Below are 15188 nucleotides of genomic sequence, written 5' to 3'. Positions count from 1 at the left end.
ACCGTAGGAGGACCCCGTGGGCTACGCCCATGAGTACGCCGACGCCATCTTGCACCGAGGCCGGATACCGATGGAGCCCGTCGACTTCGTGCCGGACTGGGTGGACCGGCCGCGGAAGGCGAAGTTCTATCCCGGTGCGCAGACCCTGCCACTGCCGGATCCCGCCCCCGCCACGGGCGCGGGGCCGCAGTTCACCCTGCCGCTGCTGTCCGGGATGCTCCAGGACTCGTACGGGCTGACCGGACGCCGCCTCGGCGTCCAGGCCAACACCGACCTGGCCGCCCTGCCCCACTACACGCAGGCCAACTGGTCGCGCGGCACCGCCTCCGGCGGCGGGCTCTACCCGGTCAGCGTCTACTGGGCGGCGGGGCCGGGCGCTCCCGTCACCCCGGGCCTGTACCACTACGCCCCGCACCAGCACGGCATGCGGCGGCTGCTGACGGGCGACGTCACCGGTGAGGTGCGCCGGGTGCTGGGCGCGGAGGGCGGGGAGGGCTCGGAAGGCGCGGAGGGCTCGGAGGGCTCGGCCCACGGGCCGCTCGCGGCCGCCGCGGGCTGCTCCCAGTACCTGGTCCTGGGGGTCAAGTACTGGCAGAACTCCTTCAAGTACAACAGCTTCTCCTTCCACGCCGTGAGCATGGACGTCGGGGCGCTGCTCCAGACCTGGCGGCTGTGGGCCGCGGCGCGCGGGCTGCGGATCGCGCCGGTGCTGTGGTTCGACGAGGAACGTCTGGCGCGGCTGCTGGGCGTCGAGGCCCGCGAGGAGGGCGTCTTCGCGGTCGTCCCGCTGGAGTGGGCCGGCTCCGCGGCACGCTCCGCTGCCGGGGCCGCCGCGCCCGTCACGGACCCCGGCCCCGTCGTGCTCCACCGGGACAGCGAACGCTCCCGCGCCGTGCTGGAGTTCGACACCCTGGAGCGCATCCACGAGGCCACCCTGGGGCGCGCCGCCGACCGGCCGGCCCCCGGCGCGCTCGACGCGGCCGCCGCCTTCCCGGTGCGGGGCGGCGCCCCGGTGCCGCTGCCCCCGCCCGCCGTCGCCCCGCTCGGCGTGGAGCGGGCGCTGCGGGCCCGGCGCAGCAGCTTCGGTCGCTTCGACGCGAGCCGTGCGGTGACGGCCGGGCAGCTGGCCGCCGCCCTGGCCGACTGCGCCGCCACCTCGGTGGGCAGCGAGGCGGAGCGGCCGGGCGGGCCCCGGCTGACCGCCCTGTACGCCTTCGTCAACCACGTCGAGGGCATCGCACCGGGTACGTACGCCTACGACCCGCAGGCGCACGCCCTGCGCCCGGTGGTGCCCGGCCCTCCGGGGCCGTTCCTCCAGCGCAACTACTTCCTGTCCAACTACAACCTGGAGCAGGCGGGCGCGGTCATCGTGCCGACCGTACGGACCACGGCCGTGCTCGACGCGGTGGGCGACCGCGGCTACCGCCTGGTGAACGCCGCCGTCGGCGCCGTGGCGCAGACCTTCTACACCACCGCCGCGGCCCACGGGCTCGGTGCGGGCGTGGCCCTCGGCTTCGACAACGTCTCGTACGTCGAGGAGCTGGGCCTCACGGGCAGCGACGAGGCACCGCTGCTGATCATGCTGCTCGGTCACGAGCGGCCCCTGCCCGCCGACTTCCGCCACGAGATCGCCTGACCGGGCCGACGAGAGGACCAGGACGATCCCGATGAACACCACCACCGAATGGCACGCGGGCGACCGCTTCATGCTGCGCGTCGCCGGCCTGCCGCTGTCCGCGGTCGAGGCGCTGCGCTGCCCGGACACCGGCCGCTGGGCCGCTGAGGTCCTCGCCGCGCAGGAGGCGCTGCGCACGGACGGGGAACGGCTGAGCGAGCTGCTGCACCGGGCCGTCGGAGCAACCGATCCGGCGGCGGACGGCCCGGGCGCGGCCGACCGCCGGGAACTGCTGCGGCTGCGCCGGCAGATCCACAACAACCGGCTGCCCGACTCCCCCGGCCCGGCCGCGCAGGCCCTCGCCGCGGTCCCCGGGGCGGCCGGGCAGCTGGACTCCTGGGTACGGCGCAGGCGCCGGCTGGAGCAGCTGCTCGACGAGGGGGAGCCGCTCCTCACCGCCGATCTCGGGCGCGGGCGCGCGGCGCTGCGCGCGCTGCTGGGGGACGACCGGCTGCGCCACGGCCTGCTGCTGGCCTCGCCGGTCCTGGAGGGACAGCTCGACGCGTACGCGAAGGCCACCGCGGATGCCGGTGCGCCGACGGGCCGGGCCCGCAAGGCCGAGCGCTCGGTCCTGTCGTACCTCTACCGCACGGCCTGCAAGACCAGCCCGTTCTCCACCTTCACCGCGGTGGCCACCGGCCGTTTCACCCCCGCGGGCGAGAACGGGAACGGCATCGGGAACGGCGTCGGCGCGGGCGTGATCCGGGTCGCGGATGCGTGGAGCAGCCACGTCCGGCTCAACGTCGTCGTGCTGGCCCGGCTGGCCGAGCTGGTCCTCGCCGACCCCGTGCGCCGACGCGACCTGCCGCTGCGCCTGGCCTCCGGCTGGGGCCGCGACGAGGACCGGATCCGCTACGTGCGCCGTTCGGTCACGGCCGGGGACGACTCCGCGGCGGTCACCTTCGACGCGGTCAAGGACCGGCTGTTCTTCCTGCGCCGCAGCGGCACCCTCGACCGCCTCCTCGCCCTCTTCGGCGAACGGCCCGAGCTGCGCCACCACGAGCTGGCCGACTGGCTGGCGGCAGAGCACGGCGCCGCGCCCGCCGAGTGCGAGGCGTACGTCGGCGCCCTCCTCCAACTGGGCATGGTCCGGGTGCCGTGCCTGGACACCGAGGTCCACGACGGCGATCCGCTGCGCGCCTTCCAGCGGTCCCTGACCGCGCTGGACCGCCCCTGGGCGCACACCCTCGCGGAGCTCCTCGACGGGCCGGCCGCGGTGCTGGAGCGCTATCCGGCGGCCGGGCAGGGCGAACGGGCGGAGCTGCTGCGGGCGTTGCGCGCCGGGCTGCGCGCGGCTCAGGAGGAACTGGGCGAGCGGACGGCGGCGCTGCCGCAGACCTTGCTGTACGAGGACGTGAGCGCGGGCACGGACGTCAGCGCCGCGGCGCCCCCCTGGGCGGCGGCCGGGGGCGGCGCGCTGCGCGAGGTCGAGCGGATCCTCCCGGCCTTCGACCTCACGCTCGCCCAGCGGATCACCTTCGAGGGCTTCTTCACCGCCCGTTACGGCCAGGGCGGCCGCTGCGAGGACCTGCTGGGCCTGGTGCACGACTTCCACGAGGACTTCTTCGACCAGTACCTGTCGTTCACGGCCCGCCGCACGCCCTTCGACGCGCGCGGGGAGTACGTGCCCGAGGAGAACTGGCTCGGCCTGCCGGGCATCCGCGCCCTTGACGCGGCGCGGCGCGGCTTCGTCGGCCTGATGCGGGCGCACTGGGCGGCGTACGAGGAGGCGGGGGGCGGCGGCCCCGAGGTGCGTCTGACCGGGGCGGACATCGAGGCGGTCGCCGCCGAACTGGAGCCGGTGGCGGCGGGGTTCGCGCCGCGCTGTCACCACGTACAGCTGGCCCACGGCCCGGACGGCGGTGCGCCGCTGACCGTGCTGAACCGTTCCTACGGCGGCCTGTCCTTCCCCTTCAGCCGCTTCACCCACGTCTACGAGGAGTCTGCCGGGCCGGAGCGGCCGGACGGGCCGGACGGCCCGGACGCGGGGGGCGCCCTCGCAGCCGAGCTGCGCCGGACGGCCGCCCGGGTCACCCCGCAGGGGGCGGTGTTCGCCGAGGTCACCGGTGGTCCGGTCACCACCAACCTCAATCTGCACGGGCCGCTGACCGACTACGAGATCGTCTGCCCGGGCGAGGCCGGCACCCTGCCCGAGGACCGCAGGCTGCGGCTGGACGACCTGTACGCGGAGCACGTCCCCGAGTCCGGGCGGGTGGTGCTGCGCTCGCGCCGCCTCGGCCTGGAGGTGATCCCGGTCTACCTCGGCTACCTGGTGCCGCTGGCGCTGCCCGCGATCCCGCGGACGCTGCTGCTGCTCTCGCCGTCCTCGATGTCGCCGCTGGACGTCTGGGCGGGAGTGCCGCAGGGCGCTCCGCACGGCGGGGTGACCTCCCGGCCCCGGGTGGTGCACGGGGACGTCGTGCTGAGCCGCCGGAGCTGGACCACCGCGGTGGCAGCCCTGCCGGTGGCGGGCGCCCGCGAGGCCGGGCACTTCCTGGAGTGGCAGCGGTGGCGCCGCGCCCACGGCCTGCCCGGGCAGGTCTTCGCGACCGTGTCCGCCGGGCCCTCGGCGCTGGGCGCGAAACCGCAGTACGTGGACTTCGAGAGCCTGCTCTCGCTGGGCGCCTTCGAGTCGCTGCTGCGCGATCCGGGCCACCGGGTCGTCTTCCGCGAGATGCTGCCCGCCCCCGACGCCCTGCACGCGGTGTCCGCGCGCGGCGCGCACGTCGCGGAGCTCGCCGTCGAGACCTTCACCACCCGTACCCCGATCCTGCGACGCCCGGAAGGCGGACCCCGATGTCAGAGCTGAGCGACCCCGGTACGGACCGGCGCGGCGCATGGCAGGCCGTGCACATCTTCTACGCCGCCAATCCGCAGCCCCTGCTGGTGAACTGCGTACGCCCGCTGATCGCCTCGCTGAAGGCGGACGGACTGCTCGCCGGGCACTTCTTCATCAACTACTGGCTGGAGGGCCCGCACGTGCGCCTGCGGCTGCGGCCCGCGGACGAGGGGTCCGCCCCCGAGGTGCGCAGACGCACCGAGGAGGCCGTCTCGGCCTTCCTCAAGGCCCGGCCCGCCCTCTACGAGGTGGATTCCGGTTTCCTCAACGAGTTCTACAACACCCTCTTCGACATCGAGTTCCCCGAGGGTGACCGGGCCGCCTTCATGGGGGCCGACGGCCGGATGAACCTGCGGCCCAACAACTCCTACGCGTACGAGCCCTACGAGCCCGAATTCGGCAAATACGGCGGCCCGGCCGGGATCGAGCTCGCCGAATGGCACTTCGCCCGTTCCAGCGATCTGGTCATGGACGCCCTGGGCAGCATGAACCTCCACCTGCGCACCGTACTGCTGGGCACCTCGGCGCAGTTGATGATGGTGATGGCGGGGGTGTTCCTGCCCGACCGGGAGGAACTCGGCGGATATCTGGACCGCTACTACGAGTTCTGGCACACGGCCTTCCCGGGGACCGGATTCATCGGCTCGGCCGAGTACGACCGCACCTTCGAGCAGACCGGTCCCGGGCTCGCACGGCGGTTCTCGGCCGTCCGGGAGGCCCTCGCCTCCGGGGAGACCGGCCGGCTGCCCGCGTTCCTGGCCGGGTGGGCGGAGCACTGCCGGGAGCTGCGCGCACGCGCCGAGTCCCTGGCGCTCGCCGGTGACCTGGTCTTCCGTTCCTGGGACGGCACCCGGGACGAGAAGGTCACCGATCCGGCCGCGGCGCTGCCCCTGCTCCTCTCCCCCTACATGCACATGACCAACAACCGGCTGCACGTGACGATCCGGGACGAGGCCTACCTCGCACACCTGCTCGGGCGGGTGCTGCGCGAGGACGCCGGGGCGGTGCGGGCGTGAGCGGCCCCGCCGGGCTGCTGGGGCACCGGCCCGCGCTGCGGCCGGGCATCCTGCTGTCCCCGCCGCTGCTCGACGGGCCGGCCGTCGTGCACCTGGTCAAGGACCCGGTGTCGGGGGCCTCCTTCGAGATCGGGCCGAAGGAGTACTTCCTCGTCTCGCGCCTCGACGGCTCCCGCAGCCTCGCGGAGATCGGGGCCGCGTACGGGGAGGCCTTCGGACGCAGGCTCGGCGAGGGCAACTGGCAGCAGCTGCTGGCCCTCCTCGGGAGCCGGCGGCTGCTCGCGGGCGGCCCGGGACCGCAGGAGCCCGGCCCGCCGGGGCCGCCGGGGCCGCCGCGCAGCGGGACCCTGCTGCGCGGCACGCTGCGCCTGGTCGCGGACGCCGACGCCACGACGGCCCGGCTGCACCGCTTCCTGCGGCCCGCCCTGCACCCGGTGGTGCTGGGGGCGCTGCTGCTGGTGTGCCTCGCCATGGAGGGTGTGCTGGCCGCCTCGGCGGGCGGTCTCCTGCGCGACCTGTGGTGGTTGCTGTCCCGTCCGGTCCCGCTGCTGGCCGTGGCCACGCTGCTCTGGTTCAGCACGGCCCTGCACGAGTTCGCGCACGGGGTGGCCGCCCGTCATGTCGGCGGTACGGTCGGGGAGATCGGGCTGCGCTGGCGGCTGCCGGTGGCCATCATGTACTGCACCGTGGACAACTACCGCTATCTGGGCCGCCGCCGTCGGCAGCTGGCCGTGGCCGCGGCCGGCGCCTTCGCCAACCTCCTCTTCCTGCTCCCCTTCTTCGGCTGGTGGGCGGCCCTGCCCGAGGCCGACCCGACCGGCCGCGTGCTCGGCGCGCTGCTGCTGCTCGGCAGTGCGCAGGCCCTGGTCAACCTCCTGCCGCTGCCCCCGCTCGACGGGTACACGATGCTCGGCCACGCCCTGCGCGTGACCCGGCTCGCGCCCGCGAGCTCCGCGTACCTGCGGCTGAGGATGCGCGACCGGACGGCGGCCGCCGCCTATCCGGCGCGGGCCCGCCGGCTCTACATGGCGTACGGCGCGGGCTCGGCCGTACTCGTCCTGCTGCTCGCCGCCGGTGCGGCGGGCGCGATCTGGTACGCGGTGGCCGCCACGCCCTGACCACCGCCGACCACCACCGGCCACTCTCCTCCCCCCACCCCCATCGAGAACGAGGGAACCGCACGCCCCATGACCACTGACAGCACCACCCAGCCTCCCGGCACCGGCCCCGATGCCGCCGTCACCGTCTCGGAGGTCCGCAAGCGCTACGGCGACCGGACCGCGGTGGACGGGGTCTCCCTCGAAGTCCACCGCGGGGAGTTCTTCGGCCTCCTCGGGCCGAACGGGGCGGGCAAGACCACCCTCATCGAGATCATGGAAGGGCTGCGGCAGGCCGACTCCGGGACCGTCCGCGTGCTCGGCCAGAGCCCCTGGCCGCGCAACACGGCGCTGCTCCCGCGGATCGGCGTACAGACCCAGGCCTCCGCCTTCTTCGTCCGGCAGACGGCCCGCGAGCACCTCCTGACCGTCGCCGGGCTGTACCGGGCCGAGCGGGGCGCCGCGGACCGCACGCTGGAGACGGTGGACCTGACCGGGCAGCGCGACGTCCTCGTCGAGAACCTGTCCGGGGGGCAGCGCCAGCGGCTGGCCATCGCCTCCGCGCTGGTCCACAGCCCGGAGCTGATCTTCCTGGACGAACCGACCGCGGCCCTCGACCCGCAGGCCCGGCGCGATCTGTGGGAGGTGCTGCGCACCCTCAAGAGCGAGGGCCGCACCATCGTCTACACCACCCACCACCTCGACGAGGCCGAGGCCCTGTGCGACCGGGTGGCCATCCTCGTCGACGGGACGGTCGCCGCCCTCGACTCCCCGCACCGGCTCGTCACCGCCGCGGGCGCCCCGGCCCGGCTGCTGCTGCCCGCGGGCCGGATCCCGCTCGACGACGCGGCCGCGCTGCCGGGCGTCGACCGGGCCGTGCTCCAGGGCGGCTCGTTGGTCCTGGAGACCGCCTCCCCGGGCAAGGTGCTCCAGGCCGTCGACGCACTCACCGGGCTCGACGGCGTGATGACCCGTACGGCCACCCTGGAGGACGTCTACCTCGAACTGACCGGTGCGGCCGCGGGCCACGCCGCCGACCACGCCGCAGACCACCCCACGGAGCACCAGGCATGAGCGCGTACACGGCCCTGACCGCAGCCGGCTACCGGGCGCAGGTCCGGGACAAGGCCACCCTCTTCTTCACCTTCGCCTTCCCCCTGCTCTTCCTCGTCGTCTTCGGGCTGATCTTCAGCGGGCAGGAGGTCGAGGAGAGCGGCCGCCCCTACATCTCGTACATCGCGCCCGGCGTGATGTCGTGGGGCGTGGCCAACGCCGCGGTGTTCGGCATCGCGTTCACGCTGATGCAGTGGCGGCGCGACGACCTGCTGCGGCTGATCCGGCTGACCCCGACCCCGCTGACGACCGTGCTGGCCTCGCGGTACGTGCTGGCGCTCGTCGTCGGCGTCGTGCAGGCCGCGGTGTTCGTGGCGGTGGCGATGCTGCCCGGGTTCGGGCTGGAACTGGACGGGCGCTGGCCGCTGGTGCTGCCCGCCCTGGTCCTCGGCATCACCGCGTTCATGGCGATCGGGGTGATCGTCGGCACCTACGCGAACACGCCCGAGGCCGTCGCCGCGATCGCCAACTGCATGATGGTGCCGATGGCGTTCCTGTCCGGCTCCTTCCTGCCGCTGGACATGATGCCGTCGTGGCTCCAGTCGGTGTCCCGCATCCTCCCGCTGCGCTACCTCAACGACGCCGCGACCGGTGCGCTGACCGGCTCGGGTTCGCTGTCGTCCATCGGCATCGGCTGCGCGGTGCTCCTCGGCTTCGCCGTGGTGTTCGGCGCGATCGGGCTCAAGACCTTCCGCTGGAGCAACCGGACATGACCCCGACTCCCGTGCGCACGCGCCCCGTCCAGGCCCCGGACGGCACCCCGATGGAGGCGGCGCGGCGCGAGCTGGCCGCGGCCCTGGAGGACCTCGGCGCCCGCGTGGTCACCGTGGGCGTCCACGACGCGCTGGGGCCGCGCGCCGCGGACCCGTTCGCGCCCGTACGGGCGGCAGCGACCGTCCATCTCGGCGCGCGCGCCGTCCTGGTCGGCCCCTGGGGCGGCGACGGCACCGCGCCCGCCTGCGGGCAGTGCCTCGCGATGCGCCGGCAGCGGCTGCGCAGCCGGAGCGAGCGCGACGCCCTGGAGACGGGCAGCGGGCCCCTCACCCCGGTGGCCGGGGACTGGCCGCGGCTCACCCCGTACCTCGCGGACGCGGTACGGGCCCTGCACGGGGCCGTGTTCGGCGGCTCCGCGGCCGCGCCCGGCCCCGGCGCGGCCGACCGGGCCCTGCCCCAGGTGTCCCGGCTGGACCTGGAGACCCTCCAGGTGCGGAGCTACCCGCTGGCCGCCGACCCGCTGTGCCCCGACTGCGGGCCGCGCGGGAGCGACGCCCCGGTCCCCTTCGTCCCGGCCTCCCGGCCGACGCCCTCGCCGGGTGCCCAGCGGCTGCGCGCCGCGTCCTCGTACCCCATGCCGCACGCGGCGCTGGCGAACCCGGAGACCGGGGTGCTCGGCGGGGGCACCTGGATCAACGTCACCTCGCCGACGACGGCTCCCGTGGCGGGCAGCGTGTTCATGCGCGGTTACGCGGGCCTGACCGACGTGACCTGGAGCGGGCAGGCCAACAGCTTCACGGCCAGCCGCGACCTGGCCTACCTGGAGGGCCTGGAGCGGTACGCGGGCACCCACCGGCGCACCGGCGGCTCCCTGCTCACGGCCTCGTACGCGGAGCTGGGCGAGCGCGCCCTGGACCCGGCCCTGTGCGGCGTCTACCCGCCCGAGACCTACCGCGACGACCCGATGGTGTCGCCCTTCGACCCGGACCGGCCGATCCCCTGGGTGTACGGGCATTCGCTGCGCGACGACCGCCCGGTGCTGGTGCCGGCGCGGCTGGTGCACTACAGCGCGGGGCTGGCCGCCGACAACTTCGTCTTCGAGTGCTCCAACGGCTGCGCGATCGGCAGCTGCACGGAGGAGGCGCTGCTGGGGGCGCTGCTCGAACTGATCGAGCGGGACGCCTTCCTGGTCGCCTGGTACGCCGGACTGCCGCTGACGGAGATCGACTTGGCCTCCGTACCGGGTCCGGCGGTGCGGATGATGGCCGACCGGGCCGCCCTCCAGGGCTACGACGTGCACGTCTTCGACAACCGGATCGACCTGTCGGTGCCCGTGGTGACGGCGCTCGCGGTGCGGCGCGACGGCGGGCCGGGGCTGTTCTCCTTCGGCGCGGGCGCGGCCCTGGACCCGGTGGCTGCGGCCGAGGCGGCGCTGTCGGAGGTCCTCACCTACATTCCGCACCTGCCCCGGCAGGTGGCGGAGCGGCGTACGGAACTGGAGGCGATGGCCGGGGACTTCCGGCAGGTGCGGCACCTGAAGGACCACGCCCAGCTGTACGGGCTCCCGGTGATGGCCCCGTACGTGCGGCCGTACCTCGAACCGGCGGCCGTGCGGCCGATGGCCGAGGTCTACCGGTCGTGGAACGCGCAGGGCCGGCCGCGGACTGCGGACCTGCGGGACGATCTCATGTACTGCGTCGAGGAGTTGACGCACTCCGGACACGAGGTGATCGTCGTCGACCAGACCACTCCGGAGCAGCGGCGGATCGGGCTGCGCACGGTGTGCGCGCTCGTGCCGGGGCTGCTGCCGATCGACTTCGGCTGGTCGCGGCAGCGGGCCCCGTACATGCCCCGGCTGCGCACGGCGCCCCGCCGGGCGGGGCTGCGCGGCACGGACCTGGCCGACGGGGAGGTCCGGATGGTGCCCCATCCCTTCCCGTGACCCGGCCCCGCCCGGCCGGGGTGCAGTACGGCCGGTGCCCCGGTCCCCGCTCGCGCGGGGGCCGGGGCACCGGTGTGCGTACGCCGTGACGGGTCAGGCGCTGCAGGAGGTCGTGCTGGTGGTCGAGGAACAGGTCGAGGTCGAGCTGCAGCTCGTGGAACCGGCGAGCACGACCTCGCTGGCGTCCGAGTAGTCGGAGATCTCGAAGGTCTCGGACTCGAGCTCGAGGATCTCGTCGGCGAGCGAGGCGAGCGGCGACTTCTCCATGGTGACTCCTTCAACTGGTGCGGTCGGTGGGTGCTGCTGGTGGTGCCCTCCCATCAGAACCGCTCGCACCTGCACCGGACCCGGCGTACCGCTGTCACCTCGCTGACAGGAAGTGTCAGCGCCCTGGCGGCCCGCCCCGCGGGACCCTGCCCGATCATGGACGGCATGACCGAGCGAGCCGAACCAGCCGAACGCGCCGAACTCCCCGGACTGGCCGCTCTCGTACGGCCACTGACGACCTTCTACCTGGACCTGCACCGCCATCCCGAGCTGTCGGGCGCCGAGGAGCGCACGGCCGGCCGGTTCGCGGACTGGCTGGAGGCCGCGGGATACGAGACCACGCGCGGGATCGGCGGACACGGCGTGGCCGGGGTGCTGCGCGGCGGCGAGGGCCCGACGGTCGTGCTGCGGGCGGAGCTGGACGCCCTGCCGGTGCGGGAGACCACCGGGCTGGCGTACGCGAGCGAGGGCGAGGCGGCCCACGCCTGCGGGCACGACCTGCACCTGGCCGCGGCGGCGGGAGCGGCCTCGCTGCTGGCCCGCTCGCCGCAGGCCCGCCGGGGCACGCTGATCGTCGTGGGCCAGCCCGCGGAGGAGACCTTGGAGGGCGCCCGGGCCATGCTGGCGGACGGGCTGTACGAGCGGACGGGGCGCCCGGACGCCGTCCTGGCCCAGCACGCGGCGCCGCTGCCCTCCGGGATGGTGGCCCACGGGTACGGGCCGATGACCGCGGGGAGCGTGACCTTCGCGATCGTGGTGCACGGCCGGGGCGGGCACGCGGGGGCCCCGCACCTGACCGTGGACCCGGTGGTCACCGCGGCCCACGTGGTGACCCGGCTGCAGACGGTGGTGGCCCGGGAGGCTGCGCCCTCGGAACAGGTGGCCGTCACGGTCGGGGCGTTCCACGCGGGCGACCGGGCCAACGTGGTCCCCGACCGCGCCGAGCTGGCCGTCACCGTACGGGCGGCCGGTCAGGCGGCGCTCGCGCGGGCGGCAGCGGCGGTGGAGCGGATCGTCCGCGCCGAGTGCGCGGCGGCGGACTGCCCCCGGGAGCCGGAGGTCGTGCGCGTGTCCTCCTCGCCCGTCACGCATCCCGATCCGGCGACGACGGCCGCGGTCCGCTCCGCCCACCTGGCGGAATTCGGCCCCGGGCGGGTGGCCATGTGGCCGCCGTCGCTGGCCACGGAGGACTTCGCGCTGTTCGGCGACGCCGGGCGGGAGCTGCACGGCGCGGAAGGGGTGCGCCTCGCCTACTGGATGCTGGGGGTGATCGGGCCCGCGGCCTGGTCGGCCGCCCCGGGCGCGGACGCGGCGCAGAAACTGGCGGCGCTCCCCGCGAACCACGCGCCGGATTTCGCGCCGGACGTGCGCACGGCGCTCCCGGCGGGCGTGCGGGCGCTGACGGCGGCGGCCCTCACCTGCCTGGCCGCCCCACCGGAGGCATAATCCGGCCATTTCACACATTCCGCAAACCGGGCGGGAGCTCGGCGGCGTCACTGGGGGCAGTCGTCCACCACGGGGAAAGGTTCCGCACCATGCCCAAGCTTCCCGCCCGGCGCACCACTGCCGTCGCCCTCACGGCCACCGCGGCCGCGGCCGCACTCACCCTCGCCCTCTTCACGGGCGCCTCGGCGTCCGCCGACGCCGGGGGCGCCCCGGCCGCCGCACCGCGGGCCGCGGCCGGCGCTCCGTCCGTCTCAGGCAGCCCCGAGGGTGCCTTCACCCGGATCGCCGATTTCTACGGCGCCTACATCGACGCGGTGTACGACGGCGACGGGCGGACCGCGGAGCAGCTGCGCACCTTCTACCTCTCCGAGCCGCTCCGGGCGGAGCTGGCGCAGTGGGAGGAGAACAACCACGCCGACGGTGTGCTGCGCGCCCAGAACGTGCCCCTGAAGTGGAAGGTGACCTCCACGGGCAACGGGATGGGCAAGGCCGCTGCCACGGTCACGCTGACCTGGGGCAGTGACACGACCCAGGTGTTCGTGCAGGCGGACCTCGCCACCCGCAAGATCGTGTCCGTCAGGGACTGAACGCGCGAGGGGGCCGGGACCCCGTCCGGGTCCCGGCCCCCTCCGCGGTCAGGCTCCGCTCGCGTCCAGCATGTCCTCGCGCTCGACGATCTTCACGCGGTCGCGGCCCTGGGGCTCACCGAGGGCCTTCTCCGCGGCGTCGAGGCGGTACCAGCCCTCCCACGTGGTGTAGCGCACGCTCCGCTCGGCGAGGAAGGCCTCGACGGCCTCCGGGCCGGGCTCCGCCGGGGCGTGCAGGCGGCCTTCCGCGTGGTCGGCGAGCAGGCTGGCGACGGTCTCGTTGGCGTCGCCCTTGGTGTGGCCGATCAGACCGATGGGGCCGCGCCGGATCCAGCCGGTGACGTACGTCGACTGGAGGTGGGACCCGGCCTCGATCACGCGGCCGGCCTCGTCGGGGACGGTCCCGGACGCCACGTCCCAGGGGAGCTTGGGCAGTTCGTCGGAGAGGTAGCCCACGGCCCGGTAGACGGACTGGACGTCCCAGTCGGTGAACCGGCCGGTGCCCTTGACGTTGCCGGTGCCGTCGAGTTCGGTGCGCTCGGTGCGCAGTCCGACGACCTTGCCGTCCTCGCCGAGCACCTCGGTGGGGGACTCGAAGAAGTGCAGGAAGAGCTTGTGGGGACGGTCGCCGATGTCGCGGATCGCCCAGTTCTCGAGCGTCTTGGCCACCATGTCGGCCTGCTTGTTGGCGCGGCGGGTGGCGATGGAGCCGTCGTCGTAGTCGATGTCCTCGGGGTTGACGATGACCTCGATGTTGGGCGAGTGGTCCAGTTCGCGCAGCTCCATGGGGCTGAACTTGGCCTGGGCCGGGCCGCGGCGTCCGAAGACGTGCACCTCGAGCGCCTTGTTGGCCTTGAGGCCCTCGTGGACGTTCGCGGGTATCTCGGTCGGCAGCAGTTCCTCGGCGGTCTTCGCCAGGATCCGGGCGACGTCGAGGGCGACGTTGCCGACGCCCAGCACCGCGACCTTCTCGGCCTCCAGCGGCCAGGTGCGGGGGACGTCCGGGTGGCCGTCGTACCAGGAGACGAAGTCGGCGGCGCCGTAGGAGCCCTCCAGGTCGACGCCCGGGATCTTCAGCTCACGGTCGGCGGTGGCGCCGGTGGAGAAGATCACGGCGTCGTAGAACGAGCGCAGCTCGTCGAGGCTGATGTCGTTCGGGTAGTCGACGTTGCCGAAGAGGCGGACCTGCGGCTTGTCGAGCACCTGGTGCAGGGCGGTGATGATGCCCTTGATGCGGGGGTGGTCGGGGGCGACGCCGTACCGGATCAGCCCGAAGGGCGCGGGCATCTTCTCGAAGAGGTCGATGGACACGCCGGGCTCGGCGGCGGTCTCGGACTTCAGCAGCGCGTCCGCCGCGTAGATCCCTGCGGGACCGGCACCGACGATTGCGACCCGCAGGGGGCGAGGCATGACGAGTTTCCCTTCGAGCGACAACAAGCTTGATCAAGGACGACCTTAAACTGAGGTAACCCTAATCCAGCACCGGGTGGCAGTTTATGGCCTCATAATTAGAACTTATGACACCCCCAAGCAATCCTTGGGGGCTCCGGCTCCGCCCGCGCCCCACCGGAGCCGAACGGGCCCGGTGAGCGCCGCTCCCGGGGAACTCGCTGGTCAGCGGGCACCCGAGCTGACAGACTGAAACGGCTTGATCACCCCAGGAGGACGAATGGCAGACGAAACAGACACCCCGCAGGACGAGTCGCCGGCCGACGCGGCCAAGCGCAAGTTCCGGGAGGCGCTGGAGCGCAACGCGGCGAATGCCCAGTCCCAGCAGGCGCACCAGAGCCGGGCGAAGGTCCAGGGCGCCAGCAGCGGCGCCGGCGGCAAGAACAAGAAGGTCCGCCGCAAGACCGGCTGACCCTCGGACCCGAGGAGCTCAGTCTCGCCGCCACGGCGGCGGGACCGGGCCACCCCGAGCGGCCGGTGCACCCCGGGATTGAGCCACCCGGGTGACTGGGGATAACCACAGGCGCCTACAGCAGTTGATCAGCGCGTCCCGCCGAGGGCAGCTATCTCATGCGACAGTGCGACAGAAGGATCCCCCACATGCTCAAGAAGCTCATGGCCACCGCTGCGGTCACCGCCTCCGTCCTGGGTGCGGGCGCCGCCGTAGCCACCCCGGCGATGGCGATCGGCAACGACAACGGCGTCAACACGGTCAACGGGAACAACGCCGCGCAGATCTACGGCAACCAGGAGACCCACGGCAAGATGAGCCCGCAGCTCAGCGCCGTCCAGGGCTCCCTGAACAAGCTGTGCATCGGCCTTCCCGCGAAGGTCAACGCCCAGTCCCTGCTGGCGGTCATCGCCAACGTCGGCGTCCAGGACGTCAACGTCCTGGCGAACCCGCAGAACCAGCAGTGCGCCGAGAACTCCACTCAGGCCAAGGGCGACGACTCCGCCTCGCACATCCTCAGCAACATCCCGGTGCTCTCCGGCAACCTCTCCGCAGGCAGCTGACCGCCCGCCCCGGCCCCGGCGCGATCACT

General features: G+C 74.0%; 13 protein-coding genes. 11 read left to right on the top strand and 2 right to left on the bottom strand.

Annotation, left to right across the window (positions count from 1 at the left end; all coding sequences use genetic code 11):
- Positions 1-16: 16 nt before the first annotated feature.
- From IO30_RS0138910 to IO30_RS0138880, 7 genes are all read left to right on the top strand, one after another.
- Positions 17-1636 (top strand): nitroreductase family protein, encoded by a 1620-nt coding sequence (locus tag IO30_RS0138910; protein WP_031151281.1) that lies wholly within the window; start codon positions 17-19, stop codon positions 1634-1636.
- 31 nt (positions 1637-1667) lie between these two features.
- Entirely contained in the window at positions 1668-4484 is a 2817-nt protein-coding gene (locus tag IO30_RS0138905; protein WP_031151279.1) for a lantibiotic dehydratase, read from the top strand.
- On the top strand, positions 4472-5530 hold the full coding sequence (locus IO30_RS0138900) for a lantibiotic dehydratase C-terminal domain-containing protein (protein WP_031151278.1): 1059 nt from the start codon (positions 4472-4474) through the stop codon (positions 5528-5530). Before IO30_RS0138905 ends, IO30_RS0138900 begins: the two co-directional genes overlap by 13 nt.
- Positions 5527-6648 carry a hypothetical protein gene (locus IO30_RS0138895; protein ID WP_031151276.1) on the top strand — a complete coding sequence of 374 codons (1122 nt, stop codon included), beginning with the start codon at positions 5527-5529 and terminating at the stop codon, positions 6646-6648. The genes IO30_RS0138900 and IO30_RS0138895 overlap by 4 nt, the downstream gene beginning before the upstream one ends.
- Positions 6649-6717: 69 nt before the next feature.
- Entirely contained in the window at positions 6718-7701 is a 984-nt protein-coding gene (locus IO30_RS0138890) for an ABC transporter ATP-binding protein (protein WP_031151274.1), read from the top strand.
- Positions 7698-8453 carry an ABC transporter permease gene (locus IO30_RS0138885; RefSeq protein ID WP_031151272.1) on the top strand — a complete coding sequence of 252 codons (756 nt, stop codon included), beginning with the start codon at positions 7698-7700 and terminating at the stop codon, positions 8451-8453. The genes IO30_RS0138890 and IO30_RS0138885 overlap by 4 nt, the downstream gene beginning before the upstream one ends.
- Positions 8450-10396 carry a TOMM precursor leader peptide-binding protein gene (locus tag IO30_RS0138880; protein ID WP_199920954.1) on the top strand — a complete coding sequence of 649 codons (1947 nt, stop codon included), beginning with the start codon at positions 8450-8452 and terminating at the stop codon, positions 10394-10396. Before IO30_RS0138885 ends, IO30_RS0138880 begins: the two co-directional genes overlap by 4 nt.
- Before the next feature lie 93 nt (positions 10397-10489).
- On the opposite strand, the gene IO30_RS0138875 is transcribed toward IO30_RS0138880, so the two are convergent.
- On the bottom strand, positions 10490-10663 hold the full coding sequence (locus IO30_RS0138875) for a thiazolylpeptide-type bacteriocin (RefSeq protein WP_007268044.1): 174 nt from the start codon (positions 10661-10663) through the stop codon (positions 10490-10492).
- Positions 10664-10828: 165 nt separating this feature from the next.
- On the opposite strand from IO30_RS0138875, the gene IO30_RS0138870 reads away from it, so the two are divergent.
- Complete coding sequence (locus tag IO30_RS0138870) at positions 10829-12109, top strand: amidohydrolase (RefSeq protein ID WP_031151268.1); 1281 nt, start codon at positions 10829-10831, stop codon at positions 12107-12109.
- 89 nt (positions 12110-12198) lie between these two features.
- Entirely contained in the window at positions 12199-12696 is a 498-nt protein-coding gene (locus IO30_RS0138865; protein ID WP_031151266.1) for a hypothetical protein, read from the top strand.
- Positions 12697-12744: 48 nt separating this feature from the next.
- Here the strand turns inward: IO30_RS0138865 and IO30_RS0138860 are convergent, their stop codons facing one another.
- Positions 12745-14106, bottom strand: a complete 1362-nt coding sequence (locus tag IO30_RS0138860) for an FAD-dependent oxidoreductase (RefSeq protein ID WP_031151265.1) — start codon at positions 14104-14106, stop codon at positions 12745-12747.
- Positions 14107-14365: 259 nt separating this feature from the next.
- Between IO30_RS0138860 and IO30_RS0138855 the strand changes: the two genes are divergently transcribed.
- Positions 14366-14557: a DUF5302 domain-containing protein gene (locus tag IO30_RS0138855; RefSeq protein ID WP_031151263.1), complete on the top strand. Its 192-nt coding sequence runs from the start codon at positions 14366-14368 to the stop codon at positions 14555-14557.
- 188 nt (positions 14558-14745) lie between these two features.
- Positions 14746-15159, top strand: a complete 414-nt coding sequence (locus IO30_RS0138850; RefSeq protein WP_031151261.1) for a rodlin — start codon at positions 14746-14748, stop codon at positions 15157-15159.
- Positions 15160-15188 lie beyond the last annotated feature (29 nt).

It is taken from the genome of Streptomyces xanthophaeus (assembly GCF_000725805.1).
In the GTDB taxonomy this organism is placed as follows: Bacteria; Actinomycetota; Actinomycetes; order Streptomycetales; family Streptomycetaceae; genus Streptomyces; species Streptomyces xanthophaeus.
Note: the sequence above shows the minus strand (reverse complement) of the source record. Positions and strands in the feature narration are given on the sequence as shown.